General features: G+C 46.6%; 21 protein-coding genes. 15 read left to right on the forward strand and 6 right to left on the reverse strand.

The annotated features are described in order from the left end of the window. Position 1 precedes the first annotated feature (1 nt). From acoC to MHB62_RS04280, 4 genes are all read left to right on the forward strand, one after another. Positions 2 to 1,198 (forward strand): acetoin dehydrogenase complex dihydrolipoyllysine-residue acetyltransferase, encoded by a 1,197-nt coding sequence (gene acoC, locus MHB62_RS04265; RefSeq protein ID WP_003244059.1) that lies wholly within the window; start codon positions 2 to 4, stop codon positions 1,196 to 1,198. Between the two features lie 20 nt (positions 1,199 to 1,218). Continuing rightward, positions 1,219 to 2,595 carry an acetoin dehydrogenase complex dihydrolipoyl dehydrogenase gene (gene acoL / locus MHB62_RS04270; RefSeq protein ID WP_032723005.1) on the forward strand — a complete coding sequence of 459 codons (1,377 nt, stop codon included), beginning with the start codon at positions 1,219 to 1,221 and terminating at the stop codon, positions 2,593 to 2,595. A gap of 115 nt (positions 2,596 to 2,710) precedes the next feature. Next, a complete protein-coding gene (gene acoR, locus MHB62_RS04275) occupies positions 2,711 to 4,528 on the forward strand; it encodes an acetoin dehydrogenase operon transcriptional activator AcoR (protein WP_003244100.1) in 1,818 nt (605 codons plus the stop codon). A gap of 53 nt (positions 4,529 to 4,581) precedes the next feature. Next, on the forward strand, positions 4,582 to 4,761 hold the full coding sequence (locus MHB62_RS04280; protein WP_003244276.1) for a small acid-soluble spore protein H: 180 nt from the start codon (positions 4,582 to 4,584) through the stop codon (positions 4,759 to 4,761). Positions 4,762 to 4,796: 35 nt separating this feature from the next. Here MHB62_RS04280 and MHB62_RS04285 read toward each other — a convergent pair whose 3' ends face one another. From MHB62_RS04285 to MHB62_RS04310, 6 genes are read right to left on the reverse strand one after another with little or no spacing between them, the layout of a single operon-like run. After that, positions 4,797 to 5,126 (reverse strand): YnfA family protein, encoded by a 330-nt coding sequence (locus MHB62_RS04285; protein ID WP_010886445.1) that lies wholly within the window; start codon positions 5,124 to 5,126, stop codon positions 4,797 to 4,799. Positions 5,127 to 5,175: 49 nt separating this feature from the next. Then, the gene (locus tag MHB62_RS04290; RefSeq protein WP_032723006.1) at positions 5,176 to 5,718 is read right to left on the reverse strand and encodes a YfjD family protein; all 543 of its coding nucleotides are present in this window, start codon (positions 5,716 to 5,718) and stop codon (positions 5,176 to 5,178) included. Between the two features lie 9 nt (positions 5,719 to 5,727). Then, the gene (locus MHB62_RS04295) at positions 5,728 to 6,285 is read right to left on the reverse strand and encodes a YfjD family protein (protein WP_032723007.1); all 558 of its coding nucleotides are present in this window, start codon (positions 6,283 to 6,285) and stop codon (positions 5,728 to 5,730) included. 31 nt (positions 6,286 to 6,316) lie between these two features. Next, complete coding sequence (locus MHB62_RS04300) at positions 6,317 to 7,084, reverse strand: hypothetical protein (protein ID WP_003243767.1); 768 nt, start codon at positions 7,082 to 7,084, stop codon at positions 6,317 to 6,319. An 11-nt stretch (positions 7,085 to 7,095) separates the two neighbouring features. Beyond that, positions 7,096 to 8,319 carry a hypothetical protein gene (locus MHB62_RS04305; RefSeq protein ID WP_032723008.1) on the reverse strand — a complete coding sequence of 408 codons (1,224 nt, stop codon included), beginning with the start codon at positions 8,317 to 8,319 and terminating at the stop codon, positions 7,096 to 7,098. Between the two features lie 5 nt (positions 8,320 to 8,324). Continuing rightward, the gene (locus tag MHB62_RS04310) at positions 8,325 to 8,639 is read right to left on the reverse strand and encodes a WXG100 family type VII secretion target (RefSeq protein ID WP_003243177.1); all 315 of its coding nucleotides are present in this window, start codon (positions 8,637 to 8,639) and stop codon (positions 8,325 to 8,327) included. Between the two features lie 335 nt (positions 8,640 to 8,974). Between MHB62_RS04310 and glvA the strand changes: the two genes are divergently transcribed. From glvA to MHB62_RS04365, 11 genes are all read left to right on the forward strand, one after another. After that, positions 8,975 to 10,324 (forward strand): maltose-6'-phosphate glucosidase, encoded by a 1,350-nt coding sequence (gene glvA / locus MHB62_RS04315; RefSeq protein ID WP_003244008.1) that lies wholly within the window; start codon positions 8,975 to 8,977, stop codon positions 10,322 to 10,324. A 64-nt stretch (positions 10,325 to 10,388) separates the two neighbouring features. Then, positions 10,389 to 11,153 carry a MurR/RpiR family transcriptional regulator GlvR gene (gene glvR, locus MHB62_RS04320; protein WP_003233607.1) on the forward strand — a complete coding sequence of 255 codons (765 nt, stop codon included), beginning with the start codon at positions 10,389 to 10,391 and terminating at the stop codon, positions 11,151 to 11,153. 14 nt (positions 11,154 to 11,167) lie between these two features. Continuing rightward, positions 11,168 to 12,751: a PTS maltose transporter subunit IIBC gene (gene malP, locus MHB62_RS04325; protein WP_003233606.1), complete on the forward strand. Its 1,584-nt coding sequence runs from the start codon at positions 11,168 to 11,170 to the stop codon at positions 12,749 to 12,751. A 105-nt stretch (positions 12,752 to 12,856) separates the two neighbouring features. After that, positions 12,857 to 14,578 carry an ABC transporter ATP-binding protein gene (locus MHB62_RS04330; RefSeq protein WP_003243936.1) on the forward strand — a complete coding sequence of 574 codons (1,722 nt, stop codon included), beginning with the start codon at positions 12,857 to 12,859 and terminating at the stop codon, positions 14,576 to 14,578. After that, entirely contained in the window at positions 14,572 to 16,386 is a 1,815-nt protein-coding gene (locus MHB62_RS04335; RefSeq protein ID WP_003244082.1) for an ABC transporter ATP-binding protein, read from the forward strand. The genes MHB62_RS04330 and MHB62_RS04335 overlap by 7 nt, the downstream gene beginning before the upstream one ends. A 154-nt stretch (positions 16,387 to 16,540) precedes the next feature. Then, positions 16,541 to 16,945 carry a DoxX family oxidoreductase CatD gene (gene catD / locus MHB62_RS04340; RefSeq protein WP_003244204.1) on the forward strand — a complete coding sequence of 135 codons (405 nt, stop codon included), beginning with the start codon at positions 16,541 to 16,543 and terminating at the stop codon, positions 16,943 to 16,945. Between the two features lie 17 nt (positions 16,946 to 16,962). Then, positions 16,963 to 17,820: a catechol 2,3-dioxygenase gene (catE, locus tag MHB62_RS04345; RefSeq protein WP_003233597.1), complete on the forward strand. Its 858-nt coding sequence runs from the start codon at positions 16,963 to 16,965 to the stop codon at positions 17,818 to 17,820. A gap of 93 nt (positions 17,821 to 17,913) precedes the next feature. Next, positions 17,914 to 18,858, forward strand: a complete 945-nt coding sequence (locus tag MHB62_RS04350; protein WP_003243004.1) for a helix-turn-helix domain-containing protein — start codon at positions 17,914 to 17,916, stop codon at positions 18,856 to 18,858. 174 nt (positions 18,859 to 19,032) lie between these two features. Continuing rightward, on the forward strand, positions 19,033 to 20,481 hold the full coding sequence (locus tag MHB62_RS04355; RefSeq protein ID WP_080287658.1) for a sugar porter family MFS transporter: 1,449 nt from the start codon (positions 19,033 to 19,035) through the stop codon (positions 20,479 to 20,481). A 26-nt stretch (positions 20,482 to 20,507) separates the two neighbouring features. Further along, the gene (locus MHB62_RS04360; protein ID WP_003244504.1) at positions 20,508 to 21,449 is read left to right on the forward strand and encodes a sugar phosphate isomerase/epimerase; all 942 of its coding nucleotides are present in this window, start codon (positions 20,508 to 20,510) and stop codon (positions 21,447 to 21,449) included. A gap of 9 nt (positions 21,450 to 21,458) precedes the next feature. After that, the gene (locus tag MHB62_RS04365) at positions 21,459 to 22,640 is read left to right on the forward strand and encodes a Gfo/Idh/MocA family protein (RefSeq protein ID WP_010886447.1); all 1,182 of its coding nucleotides are present in this window, start codon (positions 21,459 to 21,461) and stop codon (positions 22,638 to 22,640) included. Positions 22,641 to 22,706 lie beyond the last annotated feature (66 nt).

The raw sequence follows: 22,706 nt of genomic DNA on the forward strand, positions 1-22,706 counted from the left end.
AATGGCGGTAAAAGTAGTGATGCCAAAATTGGGAATGGCCATGAAACAAGGGGAAGTATCGATATGGAATAAAAAAGTAGGCGACCCGGTTGAAAAGGGAGAAAGCATTGCCAGCATTCAATCGGAGAAAATTGAAATGGAGATCGAAGCGCCTGAAAAAGGAACGCTGATCGATATCAAAGTGAAAGAGGGAGAAGAGGTTCCGCCCGGCACAGCTATCTGCTATATCGGGGACGCCAATGAGTCGGTGCAGGAAGAGGCGGGGGCGCCTGTTGCTGAAGACAATATGCCGCAAGCCGTCCAGCCCGTCAAACAAGAAAACAAACCCGCAGCCTCCAAAAAAGATCGAATGAAAATATCTCCAGTCGCCAGGAAAATAGCAGAAAAAGCAGGATTAGACCTAAAACAACTGAAAGGAACTGGACCAGGCGGACGAATCGTGAAGGATGACGTAACAAAGGCTCTTGCTGAACAGAAAAAAGATCAAGCAAAGCCTGTTTCGGAGCAGAAAGCGCAGGAAATCCCGGTGACAGGCATGAGAAAGGTCATCGCTGCCCGAATGCAGGAAAGCCTGGCAAACAGCGCGCAGCTGACGATCACGATGAAAGCTGATATCACCAAGCTTGCCACTCTTCAAAAACAGCTTTCACCAACTGCGGAAGAGAGATACGGCACAAAACTGACGATCACTCATTTTGTCTCAAGAGCCGCCGTTCTCGCTCTGCAAGCTCACCCTGTGCTGAACAGCTTTTATCAAAATGAGCGCATCATCACACATCCCCATGTGCACCTTGGTATGGCTGTAGCCTTGGAAAATGGCTTAGTGGTGCCTGTCATCCGCCATGCTGAAAAGCTATCGCTGATTGAACTGGCTCAATCCATCTCAGAAAATGCCAAAAAAGCACGCGAGGGACGTGCGGGAAGCGAAGAACTGCAAGGATCTACTTTCTCCATTACAAACCTTGGCGCGTTTGGAGTTGAGCATTTCACACCGATACTAAATCCGCCGGAAACAGGCATTCTCGGCATCGGAGCAAGCTATGACACACCGGTGTATCAAGGGGAGGAGATCGTCAGAAGCACGATCCTGCCACTCAGCCTGACATTTGATCACAGAGCGTGTGACGGCGCCCCTGCCGCTGCATTCCTGAAGGCGATGAAAACATATTTGGAAGAACCCGCAGCATTAATTTTATAGGAAAAGCAGGTGAAAACGACATGACATTAGCCATTATCGGCGGCGGACCTGCAGGCTATGCGGCTGCGGTTTCCGCGGCACAGCAGGGCAGAAACGTGCTGCTCATTGACAAAGGCAAGCTTGGGGGGACCTGCCTGAATGAAGGCTGCATCCCGACAAAGTCTTTGTTAGAAAGCGCAAACGTTCTTGATAAAATCAAGCATGCCGACAGCTTTGGAATCGAACTTCCGGCAGGTGCGATATCAGTCGATTGGAGTAAAATGCAAAGCCGAAAACAACAGGTTGTCAGTCAGCTTGTCCAAGGCGTTCAGTACCTAATGAAGAAAAATCAAATACAGGTTGTAAAGGGAACAGCCTCCTTTCTTTCTGAAAGAAAGCTCTTGATCGAAGGAGAAAACGGAAAAGAAATCAGAGAGGCGGACCAAGTATTGATTGCCTCCGGGTCAGAGCCAATCGAGCTGCCTTTTGCCCCATTTGACGGCGAATGGATCCTCGACAGCAAAGACGCGCTTTCTCTTTCCGAGATTCCGTCTTCACTAGTCATTGTCGGCGGCGGTGTCATCGGGTGTGAGTATGCAGGGCTGTTCGCCAGATTGGGATCGCAGGTGACCATCATTGAAACAGCGGACCAGCTGATCCCGGCTGAAGATGAAGATATTGCCCGTCTCTTTCAGGAGAAACTTGAGGAAGACGGTGTCGAAGTGCATACTTCATCCAGATTAGGGCGGGTGGATCAAACGGCCAAAACGGCAATATGGAAAAGCGGTCAGCGAGAGTTTAAAACGAAGGCCGATTATGTGCTGGTGGCGATCGGCAGAAAACCCCGTCTTGACGGATTGCAGCTGGAACAGGCCGGAGTTGATTTTTCTCCAAAGGGCATTCCGGTGAATGGGCACATGCAGACGAACGTGCCTCATATTTACGCGTGCGGAGATGCTATAGGGGGCATTCAGCTCGCGCATGCCGCTTTCCATGAGGGCATCATCGCTGCTTCTCATGCTTCCGGAAGGGATGTCAAAATCAATGAGAAACATGTGCCGCGCTGCATCTATACGTCCCCGGAAATCGCGTGTATCGGAATGACAGAACGACAGGCAAGAAGCATATACGGGGATGTGAAGATCGGCGAATTTTCATTTTCCGCAAACGGCAAGGCGCTCATTAAACAGCAAGCGGAAGGAAAGGTCAAAATCATGGCTGAACCGGAATTCGGCGAAATCGTGGGTGTCTCGATGATTGGCCCGGATGTAACCGAGCTCATCGGCCAAGCGGCAGCGATCATGAATGGTGAGATGACGGCAGATATGGCGGAGCATTTTATCGCCGCCCATCCGACTTTATCGGAAACATTGCATGAGGCGCTGTTAAGCACGATCGGCCTTGCGGTACATGCATAATAAAGGAAAAAGCAGGCGCATGGATATAAGGCGCCTGCTTTTTTATTGTTGAAAGCGCTTTATTTTTCCCCTACAATAGATGAAAACGGCGTGTAAGGGAGGAGCGATCAAGGAAATGAATTCGGTCCCAAACGATTTGCAAACCTGGAAACGTTTTGTGAAAGACGGTGTGCTTGACGAAGCCCGATTAAGAAAACGGATTGCAGAGTCATGGCATCGCTGCAAAAAAGCTGAGGTCAATCCTTATTTAGAAAAAGGCCCGAAGGTTTTACAGCAAACGGAGCTGGATCAGCAGTCAAAAAAACATTCATTCTTCTTGACGACCGCAAAGCCTTACCTCGAAAAACTGCTGCCTGCCATAAAAGAAATGGAAATGATGGCGCTGTTAATTGATTCAGACGGTGTTGTTCTGGCATTGGACGGCCATCCGCGCGCGCTCTATGAAGCCAAACGCATCAATTTCGTCGAAGGGGCATGCTGGACAGAAACGGCTGTCGGAACAAATGCGATTGGCACGGCGCTCCACATCAGCGAGCCGGTTGCAATACAAGGATCAGAGCATTACTCTATCGCTTCCCATCTTTGGAACTGTTCAGCTGCTCCGATTCACCATGAGGATGGCAGCCTTGCGGGTGTAATTGACATATCATGCCCGGCGGCAGGCGCGCATCCTCATATGCTTGGTATTGCCACGGCGATTGCCTATGCCGCTGAACGGGAACTCGCAGCTAAAAGCCGTGAGAAAGAGCTGGAGCTGATCAGCCGTTTTGGGGAGAGAGCTGCATCCAGTGTGCCGATGGTGCTCTGTAATACCAAGCAGCACATCATCAGTGCGAGCATGCCGATTCGAACCTCAATGCCGGATTGGCAGGGCCGGCACCTGTACGAGTTGAAGGAACGGGGCTATTCAATCGAAAATGCTGTCACCATAGGAGATGGCGGCACTTGTTTTTATCTTTCGGAACAAAAGAAAAAGAAGGCGTTTCGATTCAATGGAGTGATCGGGCAAAGCGGCCGATCGCAAGCGATGCTGATGCACCTTGAACGAGCAGCTGCGACGGATGCATCGGTCTGTTTGTCGGGTGAAACGGGTACGGGGAAGGAGGTCGCGGCTCGCGCGCTTCATGAGAACAGTGAGAGACGGCACGGTCCGTTTGTTGCTGTCAATTGCGGAGCGATTCCGTCTGATTTGATTGAAAGCGAACTGTTCGGATATGCAGAGGGCGCTTTTACGGGAGCGAAACGAAATGGCTATAAAGGCGCCTTTCAAAAAGCGAATCAAGGCACATTATTTTTAGATGAAATCGGAGAAATTTCCCACTCGATGCAGGTTGCACTTTTACGGGTGCTTCAGGAACGCAAGATAACGCCAATCGGCGGGACGAAAGAAATTCCGGTTGATATCAGAGTTATTGCCGCCACACATTGTGATTTACGCGAGCTTGCCGAAAACGGAAAAATCAGAGAGGACTTGTTTTACCGTCTTCATGTCTATCCAATTGAACTCCCTCCATTACGCGATCGCACCGAGGATATCCCGGATCTCTTTGAGTACTACAAACAGAAGAATCATTGGCCAGGCGATCTTCCTTCTGATTTTTGTAATGTGCTGAAGCAATGGAAGTGGCCGGGGAATATCCGCGAGCTGTTTAATGTGTTTGAACGTCTTTCTATCAGATTTCCGGACGGCCGGCTGAGAGATGAATCGCTTCCCGCTTTACTGGAAGCCGCTGGATTGCCGGCCAGCTCTGCAGAAAAAAAGCCGGCTGCTGCCGGCGTGCTTACTTTTCGTGAGCAAATCCAAAAGGATATGATGATCAAAGCGCTTGAATCTGCAAAAGGAAACGTCTCTCAAGCCGCAAAAATCAGCGGGATCCCCCGAAGCACTTTCTACAAACGCCTGAAAAAATTCAACTTGTCCGCTGAATCATAAAGCATACTTCCTTCAGGAAATGGAAACGTTATGTATTGAAGGAGGGTGTTACGATGAATATTCAAAGGGCGAAAGAAATTGTAGAATCTCCCGACATGAAGAAAGTAACATATAACGGCGTTCCTATTTACATTCAGCACGTAAATGAAGAAACTGGAACAGCAAGAATTTATCCGCTTGACGAACCGCAAGAGGAGCATGAAGTGCAGCTGAACAGCTTAAAAGAGGATTAAACAAAAATGGCCCGCTTCATAAGCAGGCCATTTTGTTATCCGCGCGGCGCAAATAAAATGACACAGACACCGATGAGACAAATGAATGCGCCGATCCAGTCATACAGATCAGGTGTTTTTCGGTCAACAAGCCATCCCCACAGGACCGCAAGCACGATGAATACTCCGCCATAAGCGGCGTATACACGGCCGAAAGATGGGAAGGACTGAAACGTCGGAAGAATGCCGTATACAATGAGGATCAGCGCCCCGGCGATTCCGTAGCCGGCTGGCTTTGCCTCTCTCAGCCATAGCCAAACCAGATATCCGCCGCCAATTTCGGCAAGCCCTGCCGCGAGAAATAAAAGAATGGTAATCAGCATCATGAGCACTCCTCAATTTGCATTTATCTTTCATTATAGAGGAGGGGAGCTTTTAAAGCTTCGGATGATTCTCAAATTCCTTCAAATACGCTTTTCGCTGAACCTCTGTAAATTGGCTGATCCAATTGTTTTGAGCCTCTTCATTCAAATGGGGAAGGATATAGCGTTCAACCGCTTCGAAAAACAGCGGATTCGCGATGATGTTCCAGGTCGGGATTCGAACGATTTTGCCGTCTGTTTTCTCTATGATAATATCCTCAAAAAAGATCCCTTTCAAACTGTATTGATGGCGTCCCATATAAAGCCGCTTCACCTCGGAAAACAGCACGCTGCGCTTTCTCGAGAAGATCTCGCCACTAGGTCCGGTCTTTATGCTGAAAATGACATTTCCACGGCTTGTGAACGCAGGAAAAGCCATAAAGAATGTGATCAATCCATAAATTATCGCCAGTAATCCGCCGCCCAAATAAAGCAGGGCATATTTAGATTCAAACGTGAGAGCTTCAGCCACCAGCCAGACTCCCACAATAAAGGCGCCCCCTGTAGCGAGGAACAGCCAAGCCCTTAGAAACATCATGCTTTTTACTTCAATCATGTGCTGCCCCTAAAGCTTCGGATGATTCTCAAATTCCTTCAAATACGCACTGCGTTGGATGTCTGTAAACTGTCCGATCCAATTGCTTTTCGCCTCTTCATTCAGATGTGGAAGGATATAGCGTTCAACCGCTTCGAAAAACAACGGATTCGGAATGATGTTCCAAGTGGGAATGCGAATGGTCTTCTGATCAACAGTTTGGATCAATATATCTTCTTGGAAAATTCCTTTTAGACTAAATTTATGGCGGCTCATCTCAATTTTCTTGATATCAGTAAACGTAACAGACACTTTGTCAGTGAACACTTCTCCATTTTTTCCTGTCTTGATGCGGAAAATGGTATTTCCCCGCGGGGTGAAAGCCGGAAAGAAGATGATAAATAAATATAAACAAAACAAGGTGAACAGAAAGCCAGCAGGAATGGCTAATAGGTAATATTTCGTTTGAAACGTAATACCCATATAAAAGAGCCACAAACATGCTAATCCTATACCGGCAGATCCGACAAAAGCCCATATTCTCAGGAACATTTTGCTTTTGACTTCAATGATTTCTTGGTTTTTCAATGCTTTTCTCCTTTTGTTAATTCAATTCTTATCATTTTGAAATGATTTGATTTACAACATCCTTATGAGCAGGGAGGATAGAAAATTCATTCTGGGTGATGCCTGTGACAAGCCAAGTATGGTGGGCCCCCGGCAGGACGAATGCCATGTCAGCCACTTCAGGAGTGTTATCTTTGCCATATGCCAGACGCATAAGTGTATCCATTTTCCCTTTCCGCAAAGCCAGATCATTTGCAAATCGGGTAACGTCCTCTTGGTGGTCATGTTTTTCAAGGAACTCTTTTAGATATGAAGGGTTGTCTGAAGCGCCCTCCAAGAGTTTTTCAAATTCATTTGATGTCAATGTCACAATCGATTCTCTTTTATCCTCTGTATCTATTATATGTAAAAACTCATCTGTCTTAGCAAGTAACCCTTCACTTGATTCCATTTTTGTAATGCGATGGACTTGTTCATCAAAAAGGAGTTCGTGAGAGTAGGTGCCGAATTTTGATACATGGCAGGACACATTCTGTTCGGCGCCTTGCCCGTTAAATTTAGAAAGCTTCACTGTATAGTCAGCGTCGTTTAATACATGGATAAACGGACAGTACTCGTCCTTTAACCGATATTGATGGTTCCGATATTCCGCTGCATCCTTAGCTAAGAGTGAGCGGCAAGCTGCTTCGAACAAAGCGCCGAGCTGTTCATCTTCTATTTCGGGAAAATAGGCTTGTTTTAAGGCCATTCCCTGTTCGAAAAACCCTTCGCTGTAAAAACAAAACAAGAGTTCTTCTATACTGATTGTAAACTGCTTCATTGTTTATTCTCCTATCCAAATGAAAATTTCCCTTTAAGGAAATGGGTTGCGCCGTGTATGAGCGAATCCGCTGTTTTCTTTGCTTTTTCCATTCCTTTTTTCGCACTGTCTATCCCTTTATGTATCGTTTTATTCGCCGCATCTATGCCGTCATTCACTGATTTGACGACTTTGCCGGCTGATTCCAGTCCTTTTTTGGCTGTATCAACGACAGCATGGATCGGTTCTTTCAGCTTTAAGGCTGCTTTTTCGGCAAAACCGGCTGTATATTTGGCGATTTGTTCTCCGACGACTCCGCCAATGTATGAACCTGCTGCCCCAAGAAGGACAGTACCCACAGGTCCTGCAAAGCTTCCAATTGCACCGCCCACAACAGCACCAGCTGTGGCACCGCCGGCAACAAAAATCGTATTATTCACAGCATTCCCGACGGCCTTGGCGTTTTCACGCTTGAGAACTTCGGGTTTGTCCTGGTATTTTGCATAATTTTCAGCAATTTTCACGCCTGCTCCGAATGTTTCGGTCGCTCCGGTAATCAGTGTGGCGGTAATGGCATTTCCTTTCGCGAATCTCAAGCCCGTTTTTCCCACATCCTTCAAAGTGGAGCGTACGCCGGCTTCATTAAGAAATCCTTTTGTGTAGCTTCTGACGCTGTTTGAAAAATCCACCGTGTCCTGAGGAAAGTATTTTGTAAACTTTTTATGTACCAAATCTGAAAATGGACGGTTTGTCTTTTTCAACAAATATTTAGGATTCAAAAGCACTCTTGCCGCTTTTTGATAACGTGAGCTGTCAACGGCCCTGGAAATATCCAAGAGCAGTTTTGAGTGCTGGGCTGTATGCAAGCCGCTTGGTTGTTTCACAAATTTCGTAAGCCCTAATCCGTAATATTTTCCCTGCGTCAGCATAAGAGCGGTTAAGCTTGTCATCGTACCGTATTTGTCGTAGGCATTGTAGAGCTTTCGCAAAATATCATCTTGTTCCACAAATTTATCGCCTGTTTTTCTGATGAAAATCTCATTGTCACTCAGCTTAGTGACGAGCGCCTTTCCTGAGCTCCACGCATCGCCCACTCCAGAAAAACAGCTGCTGTAGCGGGGATCGCATTGCAAAATCATCTGCCCCAGCTCCACATGCAGGTCCTTATATTTGTTTTCCATATCAGTTAATTCAGTGACTACATCATTTGCAAGCTGTTCGAGCTTATCCGGATCAACTGCAATGTTTCCTGACACACCGTTCACCTCCCGAGTTTATGTCTTTCCTCTCTTGCTTTACGCTCCAGTTCTTCCATTCTGGCAATTTCAGCTTTTCGTTCTTCTATTTTGACAGCGGCAGCCTTCAGCTCTTGGCTTGTTTCAAGCAGCTCCTGTTCGAATTGATCGTAGGCGGCTTTCGTTTCCTCGAAATCCTGGTCAAACGAATCTCTTGCTTTGCCCTGCCAAGCATCTCCCAATGCAGATAACCGGGATTCAAGCAGCATTTTGGAGCTTCTGACCTCTTCTGCGGCCGCACTATACTTGTTTGCCAGCTCAATGACTTTATATGAGTCCAACTTTTGTCCCCTGCCTTTTCTAAATTCACGCACAATTGGATGTTTTATATAAATGATTATAAATAATTCGGCATGTATCCGAATCGTACAAAAGAACCTTTTCATAAGAATTGGAAGGGCGTATATTCACTTAAAATTCACAGTTGGTGAGACTTTAAGATTACAAAAAAGGTAAAAAAACCAAATCTCTCAGACATAAGGCAAATGAGAAATTTCCCGCTCTATGGGAAAAAACACTAAAGTTGATCAAATGACCTAAGTGCGCCAAACGTGTTACGGGACGAGCTATCTCATGGTATAAATGGAATTGTAAACGTTATCAAGGAGGTCGTCATATGAAGAAAAAATCATTCTCAATCGTAATAGCGGGCGGAGGGAGCACTTTCACTCCAGGGATCGTACTCATGCTCTTGGACCATTTGGAGGAGTTTCCGATCAGAAAGCTGAAGCTGTATGATAATGATAAGGAGAGACAGGATCGAATTGCAGGCGCCTGTGACGTTTTTATCAGAGAAAAAGCGCCGGATATTGAATTTGCAGCGACGACTGACCCGGAAGAAGCTTTTACAGATGTCGATTTTGTTATGGCGCACATCAGAGTAGGGAAATACGCGATGCGCGCGCTTGATGAGCAAATTCCGTTAAAGTACGGAGTTGTCGGCCAGGAGACGTGCGGGCCGGGCGGGATCGCATACGGTATGCGTTCGATCGGCGGTGTGCTTGAAATATTAGATTACATGGAAAAATACTCGCCTGATGCGTGGATGCTCAATTATTCCAATCCGGCGGCAATTGTGGCTGAAGCTACGAGACGCCTTAGACCGAATTCTAAAATTCTCAATATCTGTGATATGCCGGTTGGGATCGAAGACCGGATGGCGCAAATTCTTGGCTTATCCTCAAGAAAAGAAATGAAGGTCCGCTATTACGGATTGAATCATTTCGGCTGGTGGACATCGATTCAGGATCAAGAGGGCAACGATTTAATGCCGAAGCTGAAGGAACATGTATCCCAATACGGTTATATTCCGAAAACAGAGGCTGAAGCTGTGGAGGCAAGCTGGAATGACACGTTCGCCAAAGCGCGTGACGTGCAGGCTGCAGATCCTGACACACTGCCGAATACGTATTTGCAATATTATTTGTTCCCAGATGATATGGTGAAAAAATCAAATCCGAATCATACGCGGGCGAATGAAGTCATGGAAGGGCGCGAAGCTTTTATTTTCAGCCAATGTGACATGATCACACGTGAACAGTCCTCGGAAAACAGCGAAATTAAAATCGATGACCACGCATCGTATATCGTTGATCTTGCCCGGGCGATTGCCTACAACACAGGTGAAAGAATGCTGTTGATTGTTGAAAATAACGGTGCAATTGCGAACTTTGACCCGACTGCGATGGTTGAGGTGCCATGCATCGTCGGCTCAAATGGACCTGAACCGATTACCGTTGGCACCATTCCGCAATTCCAGAAAGGGCTCATGGAGCAGCAGGTATCCGTTGAGAAGCTGACTGTTGAAGCGTGGGCAGAGAAATCGTTCCAAAAGCTGTGGCAGGCGCTGATCCTGTCAAAAACAGTGCCGAACGCGCGTGTGGCAAGACTCATTCTTGAGGATTTAGTGGAGGCCAACAAAGACTTCTGGCCTGAGCTTGATCAAAGCCCAACCCGCATATCATAAATGAAATTCCCCCATTTTCGAATCTGTAATTGTATATAATAGAAAGAAAATGGGGGGATCTGATATGCAGCTCGAAGAACTGATCAATCAGCACTACAGCAAATTGAATGACAACGATTTTCATATTTTAAAATATATATTGAATCATAAGCACACATGCTATCACCTTGGAATCGACGCGCTGGCCAAAGCTTGCAGTGTATCGCGTTCCTCAATTTTACGGCTTGCCCAAAAGCTCGGTTTCAGCGGTTACAGTGAATTTCGCGTCTTTTTAAAGTGGGAAGATCAGCCGGAAGAAGGCGAGAGTATGAGTTTTGAAAAGCTGCTTGATGATATTGAAGCAAATTTGAAGTTTTTACGGACAAAGGACATGACGGACATGTGCCAGCTGATTGATGCAGCTGACCGCATTTTCGTCTACGGTTCTGGAAATGCGCAAAAGATATGCGCCCGCGACCTGCAAAGAATGTTTATTCCGCGCCATCGCTATCTTATTTTGATTGAAGACACAAATGAATTTAATTTGATGCGCGATGATTTTAAAGTGAACGATCTGTTTATCATCATTTCTCTTTCCGGAGAAACACCGGAGCTGATTCCTCAGGCAAGAATGCTTTCTGCAAAGGGTATTCCCTTTATTTCCATTACGAATTTAAAAAACAATGTCCTCGCCCAGCTGACTCCGCATAATCTTTATGCGACAAGCAAACCTGTGACATTAAGCGATAGAACGGAAATTGTCGCTTTTGCACCGTTTTTTCTCGTTGGCGAAGCATTGTTCCGCGCATATGTTGATTACAAAGAGGCAGAAAAAAATGACAATGAGTAGCAGGGGGTTCTGGTATGATGCAAAAAATTCAGCGCTTTGGAAGCGCGATGTTTGTGCCTGTTTTATTATTCGCGTTCGCCGGCATTATCGTCGGTATCAGCACGCTCTTTAAAAATAAAACCCTCATGGGACCGCTCGCCGATCCTGACGGTTTTTGGTATCAGTGCTGGTATATCATTGAGCAGGGCGGCTGGACTGTTTTTAACCAAATGCCGCTCTTATTCGCCATTGGCATCCCGGTTGCTTTGGCGAAGAAAGCTCAGGCACGCGCCTGTTTGGAAGCGCTTACTGTCTACCTGACATTCAACTATTTTGTCAGCGCGATATTGACGGTATGGGGAGGAGCATTTGGCGTCGACATGAATCAAGAGGTCGGCGGAACGAGCGGGTTAACGATGATTGCGGGCATAAAAACGCTCGATACCAACATCATCGGAGCCATCTTTATTTCTTCGATTGTCGTCTTTTTGCATAATCGCTATTTTGATAAAAAACTGCCCGATTTTCTCGGCATCTTTCAAGGCTCAACATATATCGTGATGATTTCCTTCTTTATTATGATCCCAATTGCGTTGGCTGTGTCTTATATTTGGCCGATGGTTCAATCGGGAATCGGCTCGCTTCAAAGCTTCCTGGTTGCTTCTGGGGCGGTGGGCGTTTGGATATACACGTTTTTGGAACGGATTTTAATTCCGACCGGCCTTCATCACTTTATTTACACGCCGTTTATTTATGGCCCGGCTGTAGCGGAAGGCGGGATCGTCACGTATTGGGCACAGCATCTCGGCGAATATTCGCAAAGCGCCAAACCGCTGAAGGAGCTCTTTCCGCAAGGCGGATTCGCGCTTCACGGCAACTCGAAAATCTTCGGTATTCCGGGTATCGCCCTGGCTTTTTATGTGACAGCCAAAAAGGAAAAGAAAAAACTCGTCGCAGGGCTGCTGATTCCTGTCACACTGACAGCGATTGTCGCCGGTATTACAGAGCCGATTGAGTTTACGTTCTTATTCATTTCACCTTTCTTATTTGCGGTTCACGCCGTGCTTGCCGCCACAATGTCGACAGTTATGTATATGGCCGGCGTCGTCGGAAATATGGGAGGCGGACTGATTGAGGCGGTAACCTTGAACTGGATTCCGCTCTTTGGCAGCCACGGTATGACATATGTGTATCAAATTTTGATCGGGCTCTCGTTTACAGCAATTTATTTTTTCGTCTTCAGATTTTTAATCCTCAAATTCAATATCGCTACACCAGGACGGGAAAAGGATGAACAGCAGGAAACAAAGCTATATTCGAAAAAGGAATACAGAGAACGAAAAAACAAGGATGAAACGGCCTCCGCTGCTGAAACGGCTGATGACACCGCTTTTCTGTATATTGAAGCGCTGGGCGGAAAAGACAACATCACTGAAGTCACAAACTGCGCCACCCGCCTCAGAGTCAGTGTCAAGGATGAAACAAAGGTTGAACCCGACAGCGTATTCCGCGCGCTTGGCGCACACGGCGTTGTCAGGAACGGGAAGGCGTTTCAGGTAATTATCGGATTAAGCGTGCCGCAGATGCGGGAGCGTGTGGAAAAAATATTGAATCAATAAAGACTGCCCTCCTTTTCGGGAGGGTTTTCGTTTGCCGTCAAAAAGACCGCCATAGTAAAGTAAAGAAAGAGACAATCGAGTAAAAAGGGGTTTGGAGGCTTTTACATGCAAAAGGCTTTGTCGTTTTTAAAACCATATTCATTGCTGGCGGGAATTGCTCTGATTCTTATGCTGACGGAGCTTGCAGTTGAACTGATGCAGCCTTTATTGATTGCAAAAATCATCGACGATGGGATATTGAAGCAAGATCTGCGGCATGTATGGATATGGGGCACGGTCATGATCGGGCTGACCGTGTTATCCTTTGCGGCGGGGATGCTGAATTCCTTTTATGCCGCCCATGTCAGCCAAAGCTTTTCCTATGATACGAGAAAAGGGCTTTTTCAAAAAATCCAGTCCTTCTCCTATTCCACATTTGGACAGTTTTCGTCCTCTTCTTATATTACAAGGCTGACAAACGACGTCACACAGGTTCAAAATATGATTTTTATGAGTTTGCGGTTTATGCTGCGGGCTCCCTTAATGATTGCAGGCGGCATTGTGCTGTCGCTTGCCGTTAATGTGAAACTCGGGTTTTTTCTGCTTGTGACCATTCCGATCCTGATCTTGTTTTTGCTATGGGTATTAAGGAAAGGCGGGGCACTGTTCCGCTCAGTGCAGAAAAGGCTGGATCAAGTGAACACCATCATGCAGGAAAATTTAATTGCAATCAAGCTGATCAAAGCGCTGCTTCGCGGCAGCCACGAAGTCAAACGATTTATCAAAGCCAACACAAGGCTGATGGAAAAAACGGTTTCGGCCTTTCAGCTTGTGGAATTCACGATGCCTGTACTGATGCTGCTGATGAATCTCTGCATCCTTTTGATTTTGTGGGCGGGGTCCTACAGTATTACGAGCGGAAGCACTCAGGTTGGCGATGTTGTTGCGATAATTAACTACGCAACACGAATTACAGGCGCGCTTTCGATGTTTCCGTTTTTGATTATGATTTTCACCCGGGCGAAGGCTTCAGGGGATAGAATCGGTGAGGTGCTTGAAACAGAAGGCGACGAGCGGGAGGAAGGCACCATATCTGATCGTTTGTCAGGACGGATTGAGTTTCAGCATGTATCCTTTCGCTATCCTGAAATGGACAGAGAAGCGCTCAGGAATGTCTCATTTTCCGCAAAGCCAAGAGAAACGATCGCGATTCTCGGTGCGACGGGCTCGGGCAAGTCCACGCTTTTTCAGCTCATTCCGCGGCTTTATCAGCCGGATTCAGGCCGCATTTACATAGATGAAAAGCCGGTTCAAGATATTCCGGCTGAAGGGCTGCGCAGGCAAATTGGATATGTACCGCAGGAAGTCCTCTTGTTTTCCGGCACAATCAAAGAAAACATCGCTTGGGGCAAAGAAAATGCTTCACTAGATGAAATAATGGATGCGGCAAAACTTGCGCAAATTCATGAAACGATTTTAAAGCTCCCAAATGGATATGACACTGTTTTGGGGCAAAGAGGCGTCAACCTGTCCGGCGGCCAAAAGCAGCGGATTTCCATTGCGCGGGCGCTGATTCGAAAACCGGCTATCCTTCTATTAGATGACAGCACAAGCGCGCTTGATCTGCAAACGGAGGCGAAGCTGCTTGAAGCAATCAGCACATACCATTGCACAACTTTGATCATTACACAAAAAATAACCACGGCGATGAAAGCTGATCAGATTTTGCTGCTTGAGGACGGCGAACTGATTGAAAAAGGCACTCACAGTGAGCTGCTTTCTGAATCTCAGTTATACAAGCGCATTTACGAGTCACAATTCGGAAGGGAGGGGAGCGAGTCATGCTAAAAGACATCCGCAAGCCTTTCCAATATCCCAAACTGCCAATTGACAAAAAAGAAGGCGCGAAAAAGCGGGCGAAAGCAAAGGATACAAAGGGCACACTGAGACGAATCTGGTCTTACTTGGCTGAAAGAAAAGGACTGCTCATACTTGTCATGCTAATGGTTGTCATCAGCGCCATATTCGGACTCCTTGGTCCCTTTGTGATCGGAAAGGCCATCGACCATTTTATCGTCGGGAAAACGGTCAGCGGCTTGATTCCTGTTTTGCTTCTTCTGCTCGCTATCTATATCATTCAGTCCCTGTCGCTTTGGTTTCAAAACTATTGGATGATTACGATCTCGCAGGGCACGGTTTTCAGAATGAGAAGCGAATTGTTCACCCATCTGCATGAGCTGCCGATTCCATTTTTTGATAAACAGCGGCACGGCGAGCTGATGAGCCGGGTGACGAATGACATCGAAAATGTCAGTTCTACCTTAAACACGTCAGTCATTCAAATTTTGTCAAGTGTGATCACCTTTGTCGGGACGATTGCGGTGATGCTGTACATGAGCCCGCTCCTTACTTTGATTACGCTGACCATTATTCCGGTGATGGCAGCGAGCCTGAAATGGATCACCAACCGAACGGGAAAGCTGTTTAAAGAACAGCAGAAAAACCTTGGTGATCTGAATGGGTATATTGAGGAATCTGTTTCAGGCGCAAAGGTCATCAAAGCATATTCACGTGAGAAGCAGATTACTGCTGAATTCCTCGAAAAAAACGCTGCACTCAAGACGTCGGGCTTTTGGGCGCAGACGATTTCCGGGTTTATTCCGAAGGTCATGAACTCTTTGAATAACTTAAGCTTTACAATGATTGCGGCAATCGGCGGTTTGTTTGCGCTGAAAGGCTGGATCTCGATCGGCTCCATCGTTGTCTTTGCCGAGTATTCAAGACAATTTACACGCCCTTTAAACGATCTGGCCAACCAGTTTAATACGATGCTGTCCGCAATCGCCGGCGCTGAACGGGTGTTTGACGTGCTTGATGAAAAAGAAGAGCGCGAGGATGAAAAGAACGCCGTGCATCAGCCCATCCAAACAGGCAGCATTGAATTCCGGGATGTGTCCTTCGGTTACGATAAAGGGCAGCAGACACTGAAGCATTTACAGTTTACCGTGCCTGCGGGGCAGTCCATCGCGTTTGTAGGACCGACGGGGGCGGGGAAGACAACCGTCACTAACCTTCTCGCCCGTTTTTACGAGCCTAACGATGGAAAAATTTTAATCGATGGTACAGATATTAAAACCCTTACTAGAGCAAGCCTAAGAAAAAACATGGGGTTTGTTCTTCAGGATTCTTTCTTATTTCAGGGAACGATCAGAGAAAACATTCGCTACGGCAGGCTTGATGCTTCTGATCAGGAAGTCGAAGCCGCTGCAAAAACAGCGAATGCCCATAGTTTTATTGAAAGGCTGCCAAAAGGGTATGACACCGTACTGACGCAAAACGGTTCGGGCATCAGTCAAGGGCAGAAGCAGTTGATTTCTATAGCGAGGGCGGTGCTTGCCGATCCGGTTCTTCTCATTTTGGATGAAGCGACAAGCAACATTGATACCGTTACAGAAGTCAACATTCAAGAAGCGCTCGCCCGTTTAATGGAAGGAAGAACAAGCGTCATCATTGCCCACAGGCTGAACACTATTCAAAGAGCGGACCAGATTGTGGTGCTAAAAAACGGTGAAATGATTGAAAAAGGCAGCCATGACGAGCTGATTCGGCAAAAAGGATTTTACAGTGACTTATATGAAAGCCAATTTGAGAAATAGACCTTTGTCCTGCACAGAGGTCTTTTTTTGTTACAGTTTTATAGTACTTTTATTTCATTTTCGTAAAATGTAACAAAATTACTTGACGTAAACAAGTTATGTATATATACTAGCTTACATTAAGTAAGTGATAACATTTATCAAGGAGGATAAAATGAATAAATCATTTGAAATTGGCACATTACTTTTAAGAGTTATTACAGGTATTATCTTTTTTGTTCACGGTTTATCAAAGTTTCAGGGAATGGAGGGCACCATCCAATTTTTCGGCAGCATAGGCCTTCCAAGCTTTATGGCGTATGTCATCGCAGCGATTGAACTGATTGGCGGAGTGCTTGTCTTCTTCGGATTGGCTACACGTATTGTCGGTGTACTGTTCGCTCTTACACTGATCGGCGCCATCATCACTGTTAAGCTGAAAGCGCCATTCATGGGCAATGCAGAATTTGATTACCTTCTGCTTTTGACATCCATTCACCTGGCGCTTACTGGAAGTCGATTCCTGGCGCTGGACCCATTTGTGTTTAAAGGAAAAAAGAACGGAAACGTTTCAGCATAAGAAAAGAGGCATGCAGCATGACCAGCATTCATGAGGATACACACATTGGCTATGCCAAACTCACAATTCGCAGTCTGGAGCGTTCGCTTCAGTTCTACTGTAACGTCATCGGTTTTCAAGTCTTAAAAAAGACGGACCGCCAAGCGGAATTAACGGCTGACGGGAAACGCGTACTGCTTATTCTTGAAGAAAATCCGAGCGCTGTCGTCTTGCCTGAACGGTCTGTGACAGGCCTTTATCACTTTGCGATTCTTCTTCCGGACAGGAAAGAACTTGGGATCGCGCTCGCCCGCCTGATTGAACACGGCATTGCTATCGGACATGGAGACCATGCTGTCAGCGAAGCGCTCTACCTGTCTGATCCTGACGGAAACGGCATTGAAATGTACGCTGACCGCCCCCGCAGCACGTGGCAGCGTGATCGGGAAGGAAACTACGTCATGACGACAACCGCTGTTGACATTGAGGGCCTTCTGGAAGAGGCAGGAGATGAGCGGAAAACATCGCTTCCGAACGATACAATCATCGGACACATTCATCTGCATGTCAGTGATTTGAAAGAAGCAAAGGCGTTTTATACAGATGTACTGGGCTTTGACATTGTCGGAAACTATGCGGGCATGTCCGCCCTCTTCGTTTCAGCCGGGGGGTACCACCATCATATCGGCTTAAACATTTGGGCGGGAAGAAATGCGCCGCCTAAACCGACAAATGCCAGCGGACTAGATTATTATACTGTTGTCCTGCCCCACCAAGAGGAGCTGGATTTGGTGGCAAACCGAGTCAAACATGCCGGGTATTCGATTGAAGAGACGGAAAACAGCTTTCGTGTGAAAGACCCTGTTTCCGGCGCCTATATTACATTTGTGATTTAACTGCAATCCCCTTGCCGAAATAACGGCAGGGGGATTTTTTATTTTTGTCCGCCTTGTTATGATGAGAGAACCAACTTGTTAGGAGGCGTTTACATGGAACTCAACCACCTTGTGACGGGCAAAATAGCATTAAATCAATATGTGCATCGCTTAGAGCAAAAGGATGTTTCATTTTACGTCCACTACTGGGGAGCGATGACGAACCACTATAACACACTGCTTCATAAGCATTCCTTTTATGAAATTTGTTACGTGGTAAGAGGTGAAGGATATTACCTTGAAGGCGATCGTACATATCCGCTTCGTGAACAGACGATTTTTTTGTCAAAGCCGGAGCATTTGCACCAAATCAAAAGTGAAACAGGGCTGTTCCTTTTTTACGTCGCTTTCGAGCTGAGCGAGGATCAGTCAAGCGCCGAATGGATCAAAGTGATGGAAGAAGTGAAACAAAGCCCCTTTATCACAATGCAATTGAAAGATGGCGAACCGCCGGGCCTGCTTTGGAAAACGTTAATGCTGCAAGCAGCGCAACCTGTCAATGCTTTTGACAAAGAGATCCTATCTCATTTGTCGCATGCATTGATCCTGTCATTAATCCAAACCTTTCTCCCGTACGCCCAACGCCCGAAACAAAAGCAGCCCATTCACACATCTTCTGCTTTGCTGACAGAGGTGAAACTGCACATAAAAGACAATCTGTCACAGCCGTTAAAGCTGACGGATGTCGCTAGCCACTTTCATATCTCAGGGAGGCATTTATCACGTTTATTTGCAGCAGAACTGGGCGTCAGCTACTCAGAATTTGTCCAAAATGAAAAAATAAACAAAGCTGCCGAACTGCTGAAATCAACGAATTTGTCGATTAAAGAAATAGCGGAAGAAATCGGTTTCTCAGTACATTATTTCACTCGCGTCTTTTCCGCTAAAATCGGCAGCTCTCCAGGGCTTTTCCGCTCCCTTTATAAAGACTCAAAAATGACCGCATTTCAAATCAATAAACCTTTTCAAAAAATCGAACAGGCCAAGCCGCACGAATAAGATGTCCTGAAATGACAAAACAATGTCTTCATATGATAAAGACGCGAGAAATCTCGTTGTCTTATAATCTTTTTAGAAAGCGGTTACAACAAGGGGTATTGCTGAAGGAGGGATGCATTGGCTTATGCTTGGTGTCGGGTGCTCTGCCATTCTTGAAAGAAGGGGAAGAAAGCCGTGAGTACAAAAAAGAAAGAGGCTGTAATAGGAAAAGAAAGCTTAGCTCATAAAGGGCTTTTACGAACGATTACATTGGTATCTACATTCGGCGGCCTGTTGTTCGGTTATGATACGGGTGTCATTAATGGGGCACTTCCTTTTATGGCAACTGCAGGTCAGCTGAATCTTACACCTGTTACAGAAGGACTGGTTGCGAGTTCCCTGCTTCTCGGGGCAGCCTTCGGGGCGATGTTTGGAGGACGTCTGTCCGATCGGCACGGCCGCCGAAAAACGATCCTTTATTTAGCCTTACTCTTCATCGCAGCCACACTTGGCTGTACCTTTTCACCAAACGCGTCCGTGATGATTGCCTTTCGTTTTCTGCTTGGACTGGCGGTTGGCTGCGCTTCTGTAACGGTTCCAACCTTTTTAGCGGAAATTTCGCCGGCAGAACGCAGGGGACGAATCGTGACACAAAATGAACTGATGATCGTAATTGGCCAGCTTCTGGCATACACCTTTAACGCCATTATTGGCAGCACAATGGGGGAGAGCGCAAATGTATGGCGGTATATGCTGGTCATCGCGACACTTCCGGCTGTTGTGTTATGGTTCGGAATGCTCATCGTGCCTGAAAGCCCGCGCTGGCTGGCAGCTAAAGGCAGAATGGGTGACGCCCTGCGGGTGCTTCGGCAAATCCGTGAAGACAGTCAGGCACAGCAGGAAATAAAAGAAATCAAACATGCGATTGAGGGCACAGCAAAAAAGGCCGGCTTTCATGATTTTCAAGAGCCGTGGATAAGGCGCATTCTATTCATTGGGATTGGAATCGCCATCGTACAGCAAATTACCGGTGTCAATTCGATTATGTACTATGGGACAGAAATTCTGAGAGAAGCCGGTTTTCAAACAGAAGCTGCATTAATCGGCAATATTGCAAACGGTGTTATTTCAGTTATTGCGGTCATTTTTGGGATATGGCTTCTCGGCAAAGTCCGTCGCCGGCCCATGCTGATCATCGGACAGATTGGCACGATGACAGCCCTTCTGCTGATCGGGATTTTATCCATTGTCCTTGAAGGAACACCCGCCCTGCCGTATGTTGTGCTGAGTTTGACCATTTTGTTTCTTGCGTTTCAGCAGACTGCCATTTCTACGGTGACGTGGCTGATGCTCTCGGAAATCTTTCCTATGCATGTGCGGGGGCTTGGCATGGGGATCAGCACCTTCTGCTTGTGGACAGCTAACTTTCTCATTGGATTCACCTTTCCCATTTTGCTCAATCATATTGGGATGTCGGCGACATTTTTTATCTTTGTCGCTATGAATATCCTAGCGATTCTATTTGTGAAAAAATATGTGCCTGAGACAAAAGGGCGGTCACTTGAACAGCTTAAGCATTCCTTTCGCCAGTATGGCCGCCGCGCTGATCAGGAAATCCAAAATCAAACAACTCACTTATCGTAACCTGAGATACCAGGAGGAATCTATCAATGAAACTATCTTATGTAACAGACAGCCTAGGGCATTTGCCTTTTGAAGACATGCTCAATTTTGCCGCAAAGCTTGGGATCGATACACTTGAAATGACAACCGGGGGCTGGTCGCCGGCACCTCACTTGAATCTTGATGAATTGCTGCAAAGCAGCGAAAAAAGAAAAGAATTTTCACAAGCGCTGGAAAAGCGGAACATGACACTTTGCGCATTAAACTGCTCGGGGAACCCTTTAGATCCGGGTGAATTGGGCAAATCGCACAGAGACATAACTGACAAAACGATGGAGCTGGCTGGATTATTAGGCGTCAAAAAAGTGATCATGATGAGCGGTTTGCCAGCCGGCGGCCCGGACGACAAAGTGCCGAACTGGATCACATACACAGTAAGCTGGCCTCCCGTTTTAAAAGATATCCTCAACTATCAATGGGAAGACGTTGCGATCCCATATTGGAAGAAGCTTGTCAAAAAAGCGGAGGCCTGCGGCGTGGGGAAAATAGCGCTTGAGAACTTCAGCTCTCAATTAGTCTATAATCCTGAGACTCTCTTTCGGCTCAGAAATGCAGTCGGCCCGATGGTCGGTTTGAATCTTGACCCGAGCCATTTGTTATGGATGGGCGCAGACCCGATCATCGCAGCAAGGGAGCTCGGCTCAGCCATTCACCATGTCCATGGGAAAGATGTCAGAATTGAAAGATATTTATCGGCGGTCAACGGACTTTTAGAAACAAAAGAAGTGACAGATCCTGCAAACCGGGCGTGGAATTACGTAGCTGTCGGCTGTGGACAGGATTTACAGTGGTGGAAGGAATTTTTTTCAGTTGTAAAAATGATGGGATATGAAGGTGAGGTTTCTTTAGAAATGGAGGATCTGACGATGTCACCTGAAGCGGGCATCCGTACTTCTGTAGAAGCTTTAAAACAAACCATCAGCCAATAGGAGGTTTTCATGATGCTAAATGGAGAAAGAATCATCTCTAAGCCGCTTCGCTGGGCAATGGTAGGCGGCGGGCGGCTCAGCCAGGTTGGATATAAACATCGTATTGGAGCGCTGAGAGACAATACTGCTTTTCAATTAACTGCTGGCGCTTTTGATATCGATGCCGAAAGAGGAAAAGATTTCGGGGTGAACCTTGGAGTGGATGCGGAACGCTGTTATCCCAACTATCAAACCATGTTTGCCGAGGAAGCGAAAAGACAGGATGGCATAGAGGTAGTATCGATTGCCACTCCGAACGGCACTCATTATGAGATTTGTAAGGCGGCGCTTGAAGCAGGAGTGCATGTCATCTGTGAAAAACCGCTGTTCTTCACTTCAGCAGAGGGGCAGGAAATCAAAGCGCTCGCAGAGAAAAAAGGGAAAATTGTCGGCGTGACGTACGGTTTTTCAGGCAATCAAATGCTTCTTCAAATGCGTGCGATGATTGAACAAGGAATGATCGGCGATATTCGCGTGGTTGACTTGCAGTACACACACGGTTTTTGTGCAACAGATGAAGGTGAAAAGATAAGCGCTGCACAGAAATGGCGTGTCGACCCTGCGATCGCCGGGCCAAGCTTTGTGCTGGGCGATTTATCTACCCACACGTATTATATGTCACAGCTTATTATGCCAAAGATGAAAATTAAGGAGCTGCTGTGTGACCGACAGAGCTTCGTCGGCAGCCGCGCACCGCTAGAGGATAATGCCCATGTGCTGATGCATTATGAAAATGGAGCGGTCGGAACGATGTGGACATCGTCAATCAATGCCGGATGTATGGATGGCCATAGAATCCGGATTGTCGGCTCAAAGGCAAGCATTGAGTGGTGGGACAGCAAGCCAAATGAACTGACGTATGAAGTGCAGGGAGAGCCGGGCCAGACACTCGTTCGCGGCATGCCGTATTTAGATGATGTTTGCAACGCCGATGAACGACTGGGCGCCTTACACAGCGAAGGGCTGTCCGAAGCATGGGCCAATATTTATCTTAAATTTGCCATTGCGATAGACGCCAAAAACCGTGAAGATGAAGAAATCTTGAACAACTTGGTTTATCCTGACATTGATGCAGGGATCGAGGGCATTCGCTGGATTGAGAACTGCGTGCGCTCGGCAAACCAAGGGTCAGTTTGGGTTGAATTTAAATAAATGAGGGAATGCGCCGCATATGACATAAAGTTCATATGCGGTTTTTATTTTCCAGAAACTCCTGTC

The sequence above is a fragment of the Bacillus sp. FSL K6-0255 genome, assembly GCF_045040725.1.
Classification (GTDB): domain Bacteria; phylum Bacillota; class Bacilli; order Bacillales; family Bacillaceae; genus Bacillus; species Bacillus subtilis.